The organism is Breoghania sp., from assembly GCF_963674635.1.
Classification (GTDB): Bacteria; Pseudomonadota; Alphaproteobacteria; order Rhizobiales; family Stappiaceae; genus Breoghania.
In genome coordinates this window covers 832,202-848,413 of record NZ_OY771475.1, presented here as the reverse complement: position 1 = coordinate 848,413, position 16,212 = coordinate 832,202, and the positions used below count along the sequence as shown (strand labels likewise).

The window sequence follows — 16,212 nt, the reverse complement described above, 5'->3', positions numbered from 1 at the left end:
ATTCCCGGCACTTCCCCGGGAATGCCCTACGGGCCACGGCATCATCCCAATAAATATCCAGTTTTCATAACGTATAGTCTGCATTTGCTTATTTTTTTATTGAGGTCCATTGTGAATGAATTATCGGATCAAGCCTATTGGGAAGCCGCATCCGAGGCTTTTTCAACAGACCGGCTGGAGTTGACACTTCTGCCAACAGAACAGTGCAATTTGCGTTGCGGCTATTGCTACGAAAAATTCGAACACGGCCGGATGCAGCTAGCAGTCGTGTCCGGGGTAAAATCCCTGATCGATCGGCGGGCGGAGGAACTCCGGCATCTGTCCATTGACTGGTTCGGCGGCGAACCGCTTCTGGCCTCCGATATCATGATTGAAATTGGCAGCCACGCCCAATCCGTCGCCGCGCAATCGGACATCTTGTATCTCGGCTCGGCGACGACAAACGGCATTCTTCTGGACGCCAAGAACGCCAGAGCCTTGACCGACGTCGGAATCCGGCGCTTCCACGTGAGCCTTGACGGGCCAAAGCAGAGCCATGACCTCACCCGAAAGGCGGCAGGTGGGCGCGGCACTTTCGACAAGCTCATGGGCAATCTGCGCGAGATCAAAGCCTCGGACATCGCCATCAAGATTGAATTGCGTGTGCATGTGACACCGGCCAATGTCGATGTCCTGCCCGACTTTGCGGACTTTCTGCGCCAGGAATTCCTGAACGACCCGCGATTCTCAGCGTATTTCTTTCCAATTGTCGATCTGGGCGGGCCGAACCAGGGCGATTTCGGTGTTCTGACCTATGAGCGCGCGCGCGTCATCGTTGATGAACTCACCGCGCGGCTTTGGGGGCGCGACCGGGTGCGCCCCAAGATCGAAGCCAAGACCTGCGACAGTTGCTATGTCTGCTACGCGGCCAAGGGCAATGCCTGGGTCATCCGCTCGACTGGTCAGATCGTGAAATGCACCGTCGGTCTGGATGATCCGCTCAATCACGTTGGCACGCTCCACGCGGATGGCTCCATGGAGATCATTCCACGCAAGTCCGATATCTGGCTGCGTGGTTGGCAGAGCAAACGGCAGATCGATTTGCATTGCCCCTATGAGAACATGCGTGAGGATGTCCAAAGTGGGCAAGTTGAAGCCCGAGCCTGAGACGGTCGCGACGCTGCGCCTGGCGGAAGGCGTCCGGATATCCGATGCGACCACGCAGGCGCGCCGACTGGTTACGCCAAGCGGCGAAATCTCGCTGCGTGGCGTAGATCCCGCACTGGCTTGTCTGCTGAACGTGTTGCCCACCGTGGACTGGTCGTCCTTGCCCCCTGAGCTGCAGATGGGATTGCAATCAATCGCGGATCTGGGCCTGATCGAGGTTGTGTTCGACGCCTCTCGGGACGGGCAGCCGTCCGTGATTGTGATCAGGCGGCCCTCGCTGGCGCGATTGCTGGGCCAGCCTGCCGCCCTCTCAAGCGGACCTGTCCTTGCCTGCGATGTTGCCCTGCTTCAAACCGGAGACGGGGCGATGCTGTTCTGCGGGCGGACGAAAACCACGGTCCACATTGACCAGGCACGGGTCGCGAGCTTGCCCCGCCCAATCGGCGACGACGCAACCGCCGAGCCCGACAGCCGGATTTTGCGGCTTTTCCAACGGCTCGGGTGGACCGCTGAAACATCGGACAACACCAGCGCACCAGAGCCGCAAGACGCGCTTCTCCATCTAGTGAGCTGCTATCACGATCCACACAAAGCCTATGGCAAGAAGCCCCGGCCGAACGGTCCGGCCCATCCCTTGCCGCCCCCCTGGACAAGCGCGCCGGCCACCTGTCTGCAAGCGCGCCGTCACCCGGTTCCCGATGTGCCGCTTGCGGAGATATTCGCCCAGCGCCGATCTTGTCGCCGATACCGCCGGGGCGGGATCGACATGGCCGCGCTATCCGCCCTGTGCAGCCTGGCCCTGAGCCGACGGCCTGGTCCCGACATTTCCTGCCCCTATCCAAGTGCTGGCGGGCTCGGGGAAACGGCCGTCTATCTTGCGTACTTTTCACAAGAAGATCCGCAACTGGCGCGGCTTGCGGCCCTTGACCAATCAGGCGATCACCTCTGGGCTTTCGACGATAGCGCGGCGGCTGCCCGCGATACGCTGAGCACATTCAATGCAATCGCCGCCGAACCTGACTTCCCTGCCCCTTGCGGACTGATCCTCGCGGCCGACTATGATCTGATGTCGCATTCTTATGCGGCAATTGCCTATACCAACATCCTGCGAAACGCAGGCGCCATTTACCAGACGGTGTCTCTGGCCGCCGAAGCTCTTGGCCTGGCAAGCTGTGCCGTCGGCGGCGCATGGGGACATCTGGAGACCAGCCTTCACCGCTGGCTGGATGGCCGCCTCATCGTCGGCGGCATGATCCTCGGGGCTCCGGCGTGAGCCACCAGCCCCCCACCTTCGCCCGCCTCTCGATTGGCAACACGGTCTTTCGGATCGAACCTGATGGCGCGGACCTGCTCGTCAGCCCGCCACTTGGCCCCGGATCACTGTGCGAGCAATGCTGGGTGTCGCGCCGACTTGCCACGCTGGAATTCCAGAGTGCGTCCACGGACATTTGCGCGCGCTGGACAGTTCCCAGCTACAGTTCGGCGCGCGCCATCGCGCGGATTTCGCCCCTTGCGCAATCTCCCGTGCAACGCTCTGCGCTTGCCCGCGTGTTGAGAAATATCAGGGCAGGACTGCAAACAAATGCGATGTCCGATCGGCCCGCCTTCATGCCTTTGGTCACCCGAATTGGCCCCGATGGCAGCACCGGCCAGGAGCCCGTCCTGCCCTTGGCGGATTGTGATTGCGGCCCGCCCGCCCCCTTACGCACCAGCGGCTTTGCGGCGATTGTCGGACGTGCGGCAGGCATCGTAAACGAGATTATCGCATTGCCCGCGCTGCCCGGAGAGCCCGATTATCCTGTTGTCCATGTCGCGCGGCTTGCCAACAGCCGACACGATCCAAATCGGCCGTTCTGGCAAGGCAGCAGCGGCAAGGGCGCGACCCAGGAGGCCGCGCTTTTATCGACCCTGGGCGAGGCGGTGGAGAACTACGCGCATGCGTGTCGCGATGAGGCTTGGGAAGCCCCCGCATCTCAAGTCGTCTGCAGAAACGAGCTGGTGGTGAAGCCGACGACATCGCATCGGATTGCAGGCCTGAACCACAGCAACGGCCTCGGGTGCGCGCGCGGCATTGAAGCGGCCGTGTTGCACGGCGTCGAGGAGCTCATCGAACGCCATCTCTTTTACGCCGCCTGGTATGGATGTTCACCGGCCGATGAGATCCACGATCTGCCGCCCGCGCTGGAAGGCATGGCTGAAGAGTTCCGCCGTCTCGGCCTTGCAACCAGGCTGATTGATCTGGGAAACCTCGGCAATGTCAATGCCGTGGCGGCGGTCTGCCACCCTGTCTACCCCTCTCCTGCCCGGCCGCAATTCTGCCTGGGGCTCGCCGGCAAGCAGACGGCTTGTTCTGCGGCGGAAAGTGCCTTTCTGGAGATGGCACAGATCTATCGCGGCCTGACCCACGCCCTTGCAAACCCGGCACTTGCCGCCCATGCCGAGGAGCTCGTCACCGGACGGGCAGAGATCGGCTCCCCCTTTGATCACGGCCTCCTCTTCTCGCGCATTCCGGCAACCCAGGTTCCCACGCCCTTCGGCCTCGGGCCACGGCGGCCGAAACGCGCGCTGCAAGAGGAAAACCCTCTGGCGGATCTGCGATATGTCAACATGACCCCGCGCGACCTGTGGCGTTTCTCGGACCTCGCGATCGCCCGTGCGGTGGCGCCGCGGTTGATCCCCTTTCATTTCGGGCTCAAGGGACTGGAAACCCCTCGCGCCTTCGCGCTTGATGTGGGGGTTGAGGACATTCATCCACTGTCTTGAAAAATCAGCGCCACGCGCCCCAATCGGAGCCACCTGCAATTGCAGAGGCGGCACAGGTCATGTCGTCCATGCGTTGAGACCGCCTGAGAAACGCCCGGAACAGAGTTGAAGATCCCAAGGCGGGCTCCCCACCCGCTTTGCCCGTCTTGCGCGGGCAGCCGAAGCTAGCTTTCCTCCGATTGGCTCTGGTTTTTCCGCAGTCCCGGCGCATAGAGGCCGGACACGTAGACCGCGCCGTTGCGGATCTCCAGTGGAACCGGGGTCAGCTTCTGCCCCATGCAAGGGCCCAGAACGCACCGCCCAGACGCGATCTCAAACAAGGCACCGTGCGCGCCACACATGATGTGCTTGCGCTCGGCGTCGAGAAACTCGTCCTTCTTCCAGGCCATGCGCCCATAATCATAATGGGGGCAAGCGTTTCGCCACCCATGGACAGAGCCGCCCAGGCGCACCACGAACATGGTGTCCTTCCCCTCGTCCAGCGGGTCGAAACCGCGGGACTTCCGCTCTTCCAACTCATCCAGCTTGCAAAGGGGATCGCAGATGTATCGCGGCTTCATATCCGGGCTCTGATTCCAGGGCGGCGGCCTACCTCTGGCGGCAAAGACAGGCGCTTGAAGTCGTCAGGCTTGCGGCGGCTCTCCATTCGGGAACCACAGCTTGACCGCTTCCAGCAGGAACATCTGGGACGTTTCTGCAGTCGCTTCCGCAATGCGGGGTTTCCAGGTCTCGTCGTGCTTATCCATGTCGGCGTCGTATTCCATGTGCACGCCCATGGGCGAGTTGAAATACCAGAACCAGTTTGAGCCGAAATTGTGCCGTCCCGGCCCCCAGAAGGTCTCATAGCCCTTCATCTGCAAACGATGCCCGGCGAGAACGAGTTCGGTCGGCCCTTTCATGTGAAAGGCGATATGCTCGATGCCCTGCATGAACGGCGGCGTTTGCAACATGAACAGGCAATGATGGTCGTCATTCGCCATCGGGCGCATGAAGGGACCGACATCGATAAACCGGTCTGTGACGACAAAACCGAGCCGGGCATAGAATGCTTCCATCTTCGCAGAGTCAGGCACGAAGAAAACGATATGGGACAAGGTCCGGGGTTTGGCCTCAACGGTCCGGTCCGCCCCAAGTTCGTTGGGGGCCCGCTGTGGCGCGGCGCAGGCGCTGTTCACCTTTTCCTGATCGACCTCGATCGCGCGGCGCGTGGTGACACGAAATGCGAGTTCGAAGCCGAGATCGTCCTGACACGTGATGGATCCGTCCGGATGACGCTCGACCTTCCTGTCGCTCGACAGGTTGTCGGCGATCTCGTCCACGGCGGCCTGGTCTGTGCAGCCCCAGACGGTCTGACGCAACTGGGTGGCGGTCGGAAGCGCGGGAGGCAGAGCCGGGTCATCGGACTGACGAAGGGTCATCGCCGTGCCATCAAGTGCTTCGAAACGAAAAGCTCCGTCTCCGAGGTCGACTTCAGTCAATCCGTAGTCGGTCAGAAACTGACGGCTGGCATCCATATTCTGAACACCAAAAACCATTTCATCGGGTCCAATGATTCTCATTTCCGGCTCCTCCCAAAACATGGATCCGCAAGTGCGCGTGGTGGGCAGAGTTAGGCGAAACGCCGTATCGCGCGAAAATGAAATGGGTCGATACCTTCTATGGAAAACTTTCATATCTCAGCTAAATCGCATGAATCCCGGCGATATTTGGGTCCGTCGCGTCGCTAAAAAACTGATCTGCCTGAACTATTCTTGCGATCGATATTTGCAGAGGTCATCATCCGCTGAATTGATGCCACATGTGAGGGAGGACGCATTGCGCTTCAAGAGATTGGACTTGAATCTTCTGGTCGCCCTCGACCAGCTGCTGACGCTGAGATCCACGACATTGGCCGGTCAGCGGATGAACCTGACCCAGTCGGCTATGTCATCTGCCCTGCGCCGCATGCGCGACTATTTCGAGGACCCACTGCTCATCCAGGTTGGGCGACAGATGCAGCTCACCCCGCGCGCAGAAGCCTTGCGGCGTCCCATCCGGGACATTCTGGTTCAAATCGATTCCGTGATCGCCCAAAGCGTGGAATTCGATGCCGCTGCGTCCGACCGCGAATTTCGGATTATCCTGTCCGACTATGCCCTCAACGTGCTGGCGCCCCATGTTCTGGCGCTTGCCCAGGAAGAAGGCGCGAGCGTGAAGTTCCGCTTTCTGCCGCAGGTTACAGAGCCAAGCAGCGTCATCGAGAAAGGGGATGCGGATCTGGTGATCGCGCCCTCCCTGCTGCTCACGGACAACCACCCCAGTGAGCCGCTGTATCGGGATGTATTCGTTGCCATCACCTGGGCTGGCGCGCAGATGTACAATGAACCCCTCACCCTGGAGCGTTATCTTGCGGCCAATCACATCGTGATGACGCCGCTGGAAAACATGAAATCGGTCCAGGACAGTTTCATGGCTCAAAACGGCATGGAACGAAACATCGGAGCCACCTGCTTCAGCTTCGCCGCTCTCGGCCCGCTGGTGGTGGGAACCGATTTCATCGCCACGGTTCATGGTCAGCTCGCGGCGCTGCTTGTGAAGGGCGGAGAGATCAAGGTGCATTCGCTCCCCTTCGAGTCCCCCTCCATTGTCGAGAACCTGCAGTGGCAAGCCCATATGACCAATGATCCCGGCATCCTGTGGCTGAGGGACCTGCTTCGCCGCGCCGCGTGTCGCTTGATGAATGGGGATCCAGACATCGACGAAATCGATGCCTTGGATGAAAACAAATAATTTTCGCAGATCCAACAGCCTGCTTATCACTGCCCCGACAAGGACCCCATGAACCTTTAAGGGAGGACTAGCCATGGCGCTCTTCAACTATTTCCCGAATTATGTCTGGAACCTGTCTGTCGCCATCGCTCTGGAGAGTGGCGCGCAGATTGGCGAAATCATGGACATGTGCCAGCCGCTTCTGGAGCGCGCGGAGGGGGGCGAGGACGCCGGCACGGCAGACTTCATGCAATCCTGGATCAAGGAAGCCGACAAGCTGGCGGGGCTGGCGAAAGAGGATGAAGAGGCCGGGCATCTCTTTTCCGCCGCCGACAAGCAGAAGCGGGCTGCCCTCTACTACCTGGTCGGAGAGCGCATGCAGGGTCACGGTCACCCGGGCCGGGCCGAAACCTATCGCAAGGGCGTCGACGCCTTCATGTCGTCGATCGAGAACGCGAAGGAGAACTGTGAGCGCGTCGAATTCCCCTATCAGGGCAAGACCCTGTCGGGCTATTTCACGCGCGCCGAAGGCGTCACGGGCCCCGCCCCTTGCGTCCTTTATCTGAACGGACTCGATAGCAACAAGGAGATGCTCTACTGGTCGCAGCTCCCCCACGAGCTTGCCCGCCGCGGCATCTCATGTCTCTGTCTGGATCAGCCGGGAACCGGCGAGAGCCTCCGCCTGAACGGCTTCCCGGCGGATCCGATTTCGGAAAACTGGGGAACGCCTGCCTACGAGTATCTGGCATCCCGCGACGACGTCGATGCGGAGCGTATCGGCATCACGGGCATTTCGCTGGGCGGCTACTATGCGCCGCGCGTCTGCGCCAACGAGCCCCGCTTTGCCTCAGGCGCCTGCTGGGGCGCCAATCACAATTGGGCCGAGGTTCAGCACAAACGGCTGAAGCGAGAAGGTGAGAACCCGGTTCCGCACTACTGGAACCACGTCCAGTGGGTCTTCGGCGCGGATGACATGGAGAGCTTCTTCAAGAAGGCGGACCTGATGTGCCTCGACGGTGAAATGGAGAAGATCCGTGTCCCGTTCCTTGTCACCCATGGCATCGGAGACCGGCAGATTTCCGTCGACTACGCTCACACGGCCTATGACCAGCTGATCAATTCCCCGAAACGCGCCCTGAAGCTCTTTACGGAGCGAGAAGGCGGCGTTGAACATGTTGGCGCGGACAACATGTCTTTCGGCCGTCACTACATCGCCGACTGGTTCGCCGACACACTGGGCGGCCACGCCAAGCCCTGAGCGTTTGACACACGCGAACTGAAACGCATTCGGCCGCTCGCGATGTTCCCCATCGCGAGCGGCCGTTTTCATATCAAGGCCAGGGCGCTGTCGTTGCGCTCAAGGTCCTCAGGGCTATCAACGCGTCTGCAACCCGATCTTGTGGAGGAAGTCCGCGGCATTCTTCCTGCTCTGCGCGGTTGAGGCGGTGCGAATGTCACCGCTCCTCTCATCGCCGGGCACCGGCGACGCCAGATGAAGAACAGCCCACTCTCTCTTTTGGATCTGTCGGCTGAGATCTTCCGCCTCTTCGCTTTCGCTCACTCTGAGGAGCGGCTTGAGCGCAGGAAGGGCTGCAAGCCATTCGGCTTCCAATGCCTGCCGCGCAACGGGATCGTCTTCGCTCACATCCAGGACAAGACCGCAAGAGCCCAGGTCTTCGATCTCGTAAGTGTCGGAAATCAACCCCAGCGCTTCGTCACAGGCATCGCTTGTCAGTGCGCCTGCCTCGAACCTTTCGGCAAGCCGACGGGCCACTGCAAAGATCATCCGGTCCGCATCTGCCTGCTTCCGGCACAGCACCCGGACCCTGTTTCCAGACAGGACCAGGGCCTCAAGCACCATCTCAGCTTGCGGCCCGCACCCGATGAGGCCGGCGGGCCCTTGCCATGCGCACGCGTCTGGGCTCAGGGTCTGTGGATCTGTTTCGGTCTGCATTTCCATCCATTCCTCCACTCAAGCGAAACGGATCGGCGGGACTTCTCCGCGCCGATCCGCAAGCAAGAGACTGGCGGGCCCATGGAAGGCCCGCCTTCTGGTTCGTTTGCCTCACTCGGCCAAGGCCGGGACCGGCGTCCGGCGACGCAAGCTCAGGAAGGTGAGGCTGGCTGAGATGCCGATGACAGCCGCGGCAATCGCCAGAACCTCAAACCCGAATGCCTGCCCCAGCACGCCGCCCAGGAACGGCCCCATTGCAGCGCCGACCATCAGCATCGCCGGCGTACCGGCCACGGCGCGACCGCTCGGGTCTTCCTTGGACAGGAAGCCGAATGCGAAGGTGTGCGTGAGAATGAGAACGCCCGTGTAGAGCACGGCCGCCCCCGCCCAGACGGGGAAGCCGGTGGCATTGGTGATGAGACCGCCGATGGCCAATTGGGCCAGAGGACCGGCAACCATCACGTTTTCCGCTCGGATGCGCTTTTCCAGAACCGCCGCAAGCGGGGCGATGACAAGGAAGTTCAAGAACCCCATGACAACGAACACGATCGCCAGCTGACCATCGGCAAACCCGCGCTCCCGGCCGATCACGTCGAGAAAGCTGAAGATCATGGCGTTGTTGAAGGTCATCAGACAGATGCCGAAAATCGCACGCCACAGGATCGGAGGGAATTTGCCCACATGATGCGGATGCTGTTTGGTCATGCGCGCATCGGCCGGATAGGCCATGTAGATCGCAAGGCCGGCAATCCCCATCGCCGCGGCGATGACAAGGAACACCACCTGTCCGCCATAAGCGGAAACGCTCACCGGCAGCCCCCCGAGGACGACCGCGGCAAAGGCACCCAGAGCAATGCCGGAGATCGCGTAAAGCCGATGCGGGTTCTTGCTGCGGCCGAAAGCGCCGTGAACGAAACTCAGGCCGATACCCGTCGCGACACCGGCCACCACATGCAGCGCGGCGAGGGTCACCGCCCCCGGCCCGCGCGCACAGATGGCGAAGGCGACGGCGGAAACGATGAAGCCGCTTCCGGCCACCAGACGACGCGGCAATCGGTTGAACAACGGCGCGATCGTTGCGCTTGCAACCACGGCACCGAGAAGAAAACCGGTCACCAATCCGCCCGCCTCCTGGGCGGAAAACCCGAACTTGTTGATCAGCGCCCCGATCCAGACAGGCAGGACCACCAGATCGACCATGCCTGCGCAATGCGCCACCAGCAAACCGGCAATGCTCAATGCCGAAAACTCACCCTTGTTCATGTCCCCTCCCAGAGATCGTGTTTTCAGTTTCCCAATCAGATTGCTTCGGCAAGGGCTCCCATCGATGTCTGCATGATGCGGCTGTGTTCGGCCCGATCTCCGCCCGACGTCTCGATGTCACACAGACGCCGCGAATTGTTGACGATCATCTCGCAGCGCCCGAAGCGACGGTTCTCGTAGGCTTCAAGGCCAGCCGCCAGATCTTTTGCCGCGCTCAGCTCTTCGGCCAGGACAACGGCATCCTCCATCGCGGCGCAGGCCCCCGCCGCCAGGTGCGGAGTGGTCGCATGCACCGCATCGCCGATGAGAACGCAGCGTTGCCGGGACCAGGGTTTTGGCAACAGCAAGGCAAACAACGGGCGGTAAAGCACCTGGCTGTCTTCGGTCAGACTGTCCGCAATCCGGTTGAGCAAGGCGGAAGGAAACCGCTTCAGCAAGGCCCGCAGGTACTCCACGAACCCGGTCGGATCCAGATGTTCGAGGGTCGGGCGAGGCTCGGTGAGGAAGATGTATCCCTTGGTGGGCGAGACGAAATTGATGCCGACCTTGAGATCCTCAAATGCCCACATGCCCGGCCGCTCCAGCTCCTGCGGCCAGTCGACGACGGCACGCCAGACCCCCTGCCCGACATAGGCAGGTGCGTCCGCCTCCGGCCAGAGCGCAGACCGCAACGCGGAATTCACCCCGTCGGCCCCGATGATCAGGTCATAGAACCCACTGGTGCCATCACTGAACTCCACCTGGGCGCCGCCTTCGACCGGGGTGACCTTGGTGAAGGTCACCCCGAGACGGACATTGGTCGCCGTTTCGCGAACCCGCTGACGCAGGATGTTCGCAAGGACGGGGCGCATTACCCCGCCATTGCCGAAGGCCACGTCACCGACCACAGGGGTTGGCAGGGTGAACAGGGTCTCATCCGAAACGGGATGGATGATGTCAAAGCCGTTGGCACCGCCCCCGCTTTCGAGGAACTCGTCATAGATGCCAATCTGACGGAAAACGCGGAGTGTGGCCCCATGCAGGCTGATGCCCGCCCCATCGGTTCGCCAATGCGGATCGGTCTCGACCAGGTCGACCTGGATACCAGCCCGATCCAGCTCGATGGCAGCGGTCATCCCGGAAAACCCGCCACCGACCACGAGCACTTTCTCGACACAAGGTGTCATTGCTTCTCTCTGTCCTTCCAATTTGAAACTCAGGCACGCCGTGCAGGTCGGCTCACACCGATCAGAAGTTGATCGTGGTCGAGGCCACGATGGACTGCTGCTGGCGCTTGCCGCTGAGCCCCTGGTGAAGGGTGTAGCTGAGGTCGAGACGCTGACCGTGGGAGGTTATTCCCAAGCCCGCCGAAATGACGCCGTAAACCGGTTCATCGATGTAGGTGTCGAGGCTGTTCGTGTATTCCAGATCGAGGCCGGCAGAGAGCTTGGGCAGGAACTGGAGATCGGGCGTCGGCATCATCGCCCGCTCGACGCCGATACGGGCGAAGACCATGCCGTAGTCTTCCGCGTCCCCATTCGGACCGGACACGGTGGCCCCCAATGTATTGACGACCTCTTCAATGGAATTGTGCTGGTAGGTCACACCGAGGACCGGCCGCCCGATCCAGCCTTGCGGGACAAGACTGATATCATCGTGCGTATAGCTGCCAACCAGCTGCCCTTCGAAGTAGAACTGGTCATCGCCCTGATCATTCTGCTCGAACTCAAGCTGAACGCCTGGCGCGACGCCCAATTCGTAATCCAGGTTCTGAGTACCGGTCTGCCACTCCGCCTTGGCCATGGCGGCCCATGGACCTGCGAAATCCTGCGCATAGAGCGCCTGAAAACCGAAGCCCTCGCGCGCGGTCACGACCTTCCCCCGGAAGGCGGCCGCATTATCAATCGTCTCGATGCGCGAGTTGTCATAGACCACGCCGACCCCGAACAGAAGGTCCGGACGCGGTGCATGCAGGAATTGCAGCATCACCCGGCCGACGCGCGCTTCATTGTCGAGGGCATTGGCACCAATGCCGTCCCCGGCCGTCAGAGCGCCCCCGAGGCGAACGAAATTGGCGCCTTTCCAGCTGGGCAGTTCAGCCACCAGCGATATTGGCAAGACATAGGCGAGGTCAGCGTCCTCATAGTCCGGCACCGGGGCGCCACCAAGGGCATTGCCATTGCCGACGGTCGCGCGGGCACTTCCGCGCCGCGCCTGCTGCAGACCGAAGGTCGATTCGGAAAAAAGAGCCTCAATGAGGCCTGCCTTTCCGAGAGTTGCCATGGTCATCATGCCCGGGGAAGGCCGAAACCCCTGCCCTGGCGCTGCACCATGCTTCGCTTCATCAGCCCATGCGGTCCCCGCCGCCGCCAGGGCAAGTGTTACCGTTAGCGCGGATGCACTTATTTTCTTCTTCAAAGTCAGTCCTCCCAACGTCCGCAGGGCGTTCCTCCAACGCGTCTGCAAACACCCCTCACTGATACCAGTGTTAAATATTTCCGGACGATAGGTGCGGAGCCGGCTTGGTGAAAAACGCAATCGATCAATGCGTGGTATTGATGAAATTGAGAGTACCGCGGGACCAGCTATCTATCCCGCTCATGCCTGGCATAAGCCTTTCTCATTGGTCGCCGTTTTTGCGCTTGCTTAATCTGCCGCCCACAGATGGAAACAAGCCATTGGGAGGCCACGTGAAAAAGATAATTGACCTGTCGGTCACGCTCTCTGCCGGCATCAAGTCGGACCCGCCCGGACTGGAACCGAAAATCACCTATCAGGACCACGATGAAGGTGCGCGGGAGATGGCCGCGATGTTCGGCATTTCCGTGGAGAAGCAGTTGGAGGGCAAGGGGGCGGCCGCCGAAAAACTGGAATTGACGACCCATAACGGCACCCATATGGATGCTCCCTGGCATTATCACCCGACCATGAACAACGGCGAACCGGCGATCACGATCGATCAGGTGCCGCTGGAATGGTGCATGGGCGCCGGCGTCAAACTCGATTTCCGCAAGCTTGCCGATGGGTACATGGTCACGGCCCAGGACATCGAAGCCGAGCTTGCCCGCATCGGTCATACGCTGCGTCCGGGTGACATTGTCCTGGTCAACACGCGCGCTGGAGAGCGCTATGGCGAGGACGACTATTTGGCAGCCGGATGCGGCATGGGCCGGGAAGCAACGCTCTATCTGACGGAACGCGGCGTGCGTGTTGTGGGAACCGACGCCTGGAGCTGGGACCCGCCTTTGCTGGCCGTCATGGAAACCATCCGCCAGACCGGGGACTACAGTCAGTTCTGGGCCGGTCACAAGGCCGGCGCGGAGACGTGTTATTGCCACATGGAAAAGCTCGCAAACCTCCACCTGCTTCCCGACACCGGCTTCGAGGTCATTGCCTTGCCGGTGAAGGTCGCCGCCGGTTCAGCCGGTTGGTGTCGCGCGATCGCGCTGCTGGAGGAGTAGGTCATGCGTTTTGCTACGCTTAAGGACACCCGGCCCGACGGGCGTCTTCATCTGGTGTCGCGCGACAATACCCGATGCGCTCCGACGCAGGGCGTGGAGACGATGCAGGCGCTGCTTGAAAACTGGGACGTCCACAGCGCGGATCTTCAGGAGCAAAGCCACAAGCTGAACTCCGGCCCCGTGGCCGGAGAGAAGCCGTTTCTCTGCGCCGAGGCTCTGGCCCCTCTGCCGCGCGCCTGGCAATGGCTGGATGGATCTGCGTTTGCAAGCCATGGCGCCCTGATGGAAAAAGCCTTCAAGCACAAGGCGGCCAATCCTTCGGGCCTGCCCCTGATGTATCAGGGCATCTCCGACAGGTTCCTGTCCCCGCAAGAGGATGCGGTCTTCCCAAGCGAAGCCGATGACATCGATTTCGAAGGCGAATTCGGGATTGTGACGGATCGCGTTCCAGCCGGGACGTCCGCCGAGGCCGCCCTGCCCCATATCCGGCTTCTTGTTCAGATCAATGACTGGTCGCTTCGGCGCCTGGCGCCAATTGAAATCGCAACAGGCTTCGGCTTCATCCAGTGCAAGCCCCGCTCGTCCATGGCTCCGGTGGCGGTGACGCCGGATGAGCTCGGCTCTGCCTGGGCCGATGGCCGCATCCACCTGCCGCTTGCAGTGGAATTGAATGGCCAGCATTTCGGGCATCCGAATGGCGGCTCCATGTCGGTTGGATTTCATGACCTCGTGGCTCATGCCGCCTATTCGCGCGACCTGGTGGCCGGCACGGTCATCGGCTCAGGCACGGTATCCAACGATGAATGGGCCGAGGTTGGCAGCACCTGCATGACCGAACGGCGCATGACGGAAATGATCCTGGAAGGCGCTCCGCAAACCCCGTTCCTGCGATTTGGCGACAGGGTTCGCATGGAGGCGCGCTTGCCGGATGCGCCCCTCTTCGGGGCAATCGACCAGATTGTGGCGACCCTGCCTTCCGACTGACCAACCAACGGTCGGCGCATGGCACATGACTTGAGAATGCCTCCGGCGTGTTTGAACGCGCCGGAGGCCCGAGGCCTGAAACCTGAGACCCGAGGCCTGAACCCAGACCGAGACCGTCCCCAGGCCCGGCCCGTTCAGGATCATGCAAGCCGATCAGGGACCGCACTTCACGCCTTCGGCTGAACCGACACACTGCGCGCCCGCGGCGCCTCGTGAAGGCAGACGATTTCGGCCAACGGACCGGAGGCGGCAAGGCGGGGATAGATCTCGCGCACCAGCGGATCATGGCCCGGCACGACGTGATCGGGGCTGTCGGCCAGCGTCATGACGCGCTTCCAGCTTTCTGCCATCGCGAAGACATCGGCGACAATGGGAAACGGGCTCTGGCGTTCCAGATTTGCGTAATAGTGCGAGGCATCCGAGGCCAGCACCACATGCCCGCGCGCCGTTTCAACGCTCACGCATTGCAGCCCCATGCTGTGACCGGGAACCAGATGAACCGAGATGCCGGGGAAAAGCTCTGCGTCACCGTCGATGAAATTCACCCGCCCGCCATAGACGCGCCGCACCATCTCCACGACATCTTCCACCTCGAACGGGGCCCGTAGAACCGGGTGGCACATGCAGCGACCGGTGGCAAATCCCATCTCCCGGTCCTGAAGGTGGAAAGTCGCGTTCGGAAAGGCCGCGAGATTGCCCGCATGGTCATAGTGCAGATGGGTGATGATGACATCGGTGATCGTCTCGGCCGCGATCCCCATATCCGCCAGAAGGTCAACCGGGTGACGCACCATCTCCCGGTCGCGGCGGTCGGCTGCGGGCTGATCGAAACCGGTGTCGACAAGCACGACCCGGGACCCATCGCGGATGAGCCAGATGTAGTAGTCCATCGGCATTGCATCATGCGGATCCATCCCGGACGGCGGCGCGATGAAATTCTCCGCCACCTCCCGCATGTTGTAGCCATAGCGCAGGCCATAGACTTCGTAATTCATGATCCCCCCATTTCAGAAACAGGAGCCCCCGAGACAATCGGCGGTGCGCCCCTGCGACAGCTCAATCCTCGTCGCTGTCTCCGATTGTCGGATAACGCCCGGACATGGCCCGGGTCAGATCCTGCGCCGCGGCGATCAGACGAGGCCGCATCCAGGCGATGTCCGCCTCGGTGAACCGTTCGCGCGGGCCCGACAGCGACAACGCGCCCAAAAGCCGTTTGCCCCCCGAAAAGACAGGCGCCGCGACCCCCGCGCAGAGCTTGTCCCGCTCGCCCAGCGATATGGCGAAACAGTCGCGGCGAATCTCATCCATTTCGCGCCCGGGCTCCTCGTCGGGGCCGAAGGCAAGAAGCACCTTGCCCGCCGCCCCGCGGCGCACCGGCATGCGGTCACCGGCATGGACCCGATCGAGCGTTGAATGGTTCGAATCGACGCGGAAAAGGCAGAGCCGCTCCTCGTGTGTCTGGCGGATATGGAACGAGGGGCTCTCCGTCCCCTGCGCCACCAGCCTTTCGAGGATGGGCATGACCTGATGCCGGAGAGGGTTGGCCCGTTCATAGGCCAGCCCGAGTTGCATCACCGCCGGACCGAGAGCGTATTTCGTCTCGTCGATCCGCATGACATAGCCGCCGTCCTGCAACGATTCCAGAAGCCGCAGGATCGTGCTCTTGTAAAGACCAGTCGTGCGGGACAGGTCCGACAGTGTCGGCGGGATCGTCGCCGCTTCCAGCGCTGACAGGATCGCCAGCGCCCGATCAACGGCGGCCACGCCGCGCGATGAACGGTCTGCGGCACTCTCAGTCCCGCTCTCCCGAGAATGGCTGGCCTGCTCTGTCATGCGTCCGGTATGTCCCTCATGCTGTGTGCGCTGAGCGCGCGTTCGACATCTTGTGGCACGAAGCCCCGCCCCCCGCAACGC

General features: G+C 61.6%; 15 protein-coding genes. 7 read left to right on the top strand and 8 right to left on the bottom strand.

Going from position 1 to position 16,212, the window contains the following annotated elements:
- Window positions 1-21: 21 nt before the first annotated feature.
- From ABGM93_RS03775 to ABGM93_RS03765, 3 genes are read left to right on the top strand one after another with little or no spacing between them, the layout of a single operon-like run.
- A complete protein-coding gene (locus tag ABGM93_RS03775; protein ID WP_321503640.1) occupies window positions 22-1,146 on the top strand; it encodes a radical SAM protein in 1,125 nt (374 codons plus the stop codon).
- Window positions 1,121-2,419: a nitroreductase family protein gene (locus ABGM93_RS03770; protein ID WP_321503638.1), complete on the top strand. Its 1,299-nt coding sequence runs from the start codon at window positions 1,121-1,123 to the stop codon at window positions 2,417-2,419. Before ABGM93_RS03775 ends, ABGM93_RS03770 begins: the two co-directional genes overlap by 26 nt.
- Window positions 2,416-3,909: a YcaO-like family protein gene (locus ABGM93_RS03765; protein WP_321503636.1), complete on the top strand. Its 1,494-nt coding sequence runs from the start codon at window positions 2,416-2,418 to the stop codon at window positions 3,907-3,909. Before ABGM93_RS03770 ends, ABGM93_RS03765 begins: the two co-directional genes overlap by 4 nt.
- Window positions 3,910-4,073: 164 nt before the next feature.
- Here the strand turns inward: ABGM93_RS03765 and ABGM93_RS03760 are convergent, their stop codons facing one another.
- Both ABGM93_RS03760 and ABGM93_RS03755 read right to left on the bottom strand, forming a co-directional pair.
- The gene (locus ABGM93_RS03760; RefSeq protein ID WP_321503634.1) at window positions 4,074-4,469 is read right to left on the bottom strand and encodes a Rieske 2Fe-2S domain-containing protein; all 396 of its coding nucleotides are present in this window, start codon (window positions 4,467-4,469) and stop codon (window positions 4,074-4,076) included.
- 63 nt (window positions 4,470-4,532) lie between these two features.
- Window positions 4,533-5,468, bottom strand: coding sequence for a VOC family protein (locus ABGM93_RS03755; protein ID WP_321503632.1), 936 nt, complete (start codon window positions 5,466-5,468; stop codon window positions 4,533-4,535).
- Window positions 5,469-5,598: 130 nt separating this feature from the next.
- On the opposite strand from ABGM93_RS03755, the gene ABGM93_RS03750 reads away from it, so the two are divergent.
- Entirely contained in the window at window positions 5,599-6,678 is a 1,080-nt protein-coding gene (locus ABGM93_RS03750; RefSeq protein WP_321503630.1) for a LysR family transcriptional regulator, read from the top strand.
- Between the two features lie 73 nt (window positions 6,679-6,751).
- The gene (locus ABGM93_RS03745; protein WP_321503628.1) at window positions 6,752-7,915 is read left to right on the top strand and encodes an alpha/beta fold hydrolase; all 1,164 of its coding nucleotides are present in this window, start codon (window positions 6,752-6,754) and stop codon (window positions 7,913-7,915) included.
- 117 nt (window positions 7,916-8,032) lie between these two features.
- Here ABGM93_RS03745 and ABGM93_RS03740 read toward each other — a convergent pair whose 3' ends face one another.
- From ABGM93_RS03740 to ABGM93_RS03725, 4 genes are all read right to left on the bottom strand, one after another.
- Window positions 8,033-8,611, bottom strand: a complete 579-nt coding sequence (locus ABGM93_RS03740) for a hypothetical protein (RefSeq protein ID WP_321503626.1) — start codon at window positions 8,609-8,611, stop codon at window positions 8,033-8,035.
- 111 nt (window positions 8,612-8,722) lie between these two features.
- On the bottom strand, window positions 8,723-9,874 hold the full coding sequence (locus ABGM93_RS03735) for an MFS transporter (protein ID WP_321503624.1): 1,152 nt from the start codon (window positions 9,872-9,874) through the stop codon (window positions 8,723-8,725).
- Between the two features lie 35 nt (window positions 9,875-9,909).
- A complete protein-coding gene (locus tag ABGM93_RS03730; protein WP_321503623.1) occupies window positions 9,910-11,040 on the bottom strand; it encodes an FAD-dependent oxidoreductase in 1,131 nt (376 codons plus the stop codon).
- A 61-nt stretch (window positions 11,041-11,101) separates the two neighbouring features.
- Entirely contained in the window at window positions 11,102-12,136 is a 1,035-nt protein-coding gene (locus ABGM93_RS03725; RefSeq protein ID WP_321503621.1) for a hypothetical protein, read from the bottom strand.
- Between the two features lie 407 nt (window positions 12,137-12,543).
- On the opposite strand from ABGM93_RS03725, the gene ABGM93_RS03720 reads away from it, so the two are divergent.
- Both ABGM93_RS03720 and ABGM93_RS03715 read left to right on the top strand, forming a co-directional pair.
- Window positions 12,544-13,314 (top strand): cyclase family protein, encoded by a 771-nt coding sequence (locus tag ABGM93_RS03720; RefSeq protein WP_321503619.1) that lies wholly within the window; start codon window positions 12,544-12,546, stop codon window positions 13,312-13,314.
- 3 nt (window positions 13,315-13,317) lie between these two features.
- Window positions 13,318-14,298 carry a fumarylacetoacetate hydrolase family protein gene (locus ABGM93_RS03715; RefSeq protein WP_321503617.1) on the top strand — a complete coding sequence of 327 codons (981 nt, stop codon included), beginning with the start codon at window positions 13,318-13,320 and terminating at the stop codon, window positions 14,296-14,298.
- A gap of 167 nt (window positions 14,299-14,465) precedes the next feature.
- On the opposite strand, the gene ABGM93_RS03710 is transcribed toward ABGM93_RS03715, so the two are convergent.
- Together ABGM93_RS03710 and ABGM93_RS03705 are read right to left on the bottom strand one after the other, a co-directional pair.
- On the bottom strand, window positions 14,466-15,296 hold the full coding sequence (locus tag ABGM93_RS03710) for an N-acyl homoserine lactonase family protein (RefSeq protein WP_321505723.1): 831 nt from the start codon (window positions 15,294-15,296) through the stop codon (window positions 14,466-14,468).
- A gap of 58 nt (window positions 15,297-15,354) precedes the next feature.
- Window positions 15,355-16,131, bottom strand: a complete 777-nt coding sequence (locus ABGM93_RS03705; protein WP_321337268.1) for an IclR family transcriptional regulator — start codon at window positions 16,129-16,131, stop codon at window positions 15,355-15,357.
- Window positions 16,132-16,212: the final 81 nt, after the last annotated feature.